Origin of the sequence: Rhodovarius crocodyli, from assembly GCF_004005855.1 — a bacterium.
GTDB classification, from domain to species: domain Bacteria; phylum Pseudomonadota; class Alphaproteobacteria; order Acetobacterales; family Acetobacteraceae; genus Rhodovarius; species Rhodovarius crocodyli.
Genome location: NZ_SACL01000038.1, coordinates 1 through 376 on the forward strand (window position 1 = coordinate 1; position 376 = coordinate 376).

General features: G+C 68.4%; 1 pseudogene. It reads left to right on the top strand.

Features of this window, described 5'->3' with window-relative positions:
• Positions 1-376: pseudogene (cpsB, locus tag EOD42_RS25670) on the top strand (mannose-1-phosphate guanylyltransferase/mannose-6-phosphate isomerase); the annotation flags it as partial.

A 376-nucleotide genomic window follows, 5' to 3' on the forward strand; every position in this document is an offset into this window, starting at 1 on the left:
GCGCCATGGCCGGCGCCCAGCGCGACCTCGACTTCATCCGCCTCGACCCCGCCCCCTTCGCCGCCACCCCCAACATCTCCATCGACTATGCCGTGATGGAGCGCACCCAGAACGGCGCGGTCGTGCCGTGCTCCATCGGCTGGTCTGATGTCGGCAGCTGGGCCGCCCTGTGGGACATCGGGGAAAAGGACGCCGACGGCAACGTCACCAAGGGCCCGGTGCACCTGGTCGGCACCTCCAACAGCTACATCCGCAGCGAGGGCATGCTGACCGGCGTGGTGGGCCTGGACGATGCCGTGATCGTGGTCACCGACGACGCGGTGCTGGCCATGCACCGCTCGAAGGCGCAGGACGTGAAGAAGCTGGTCGAGAAGCT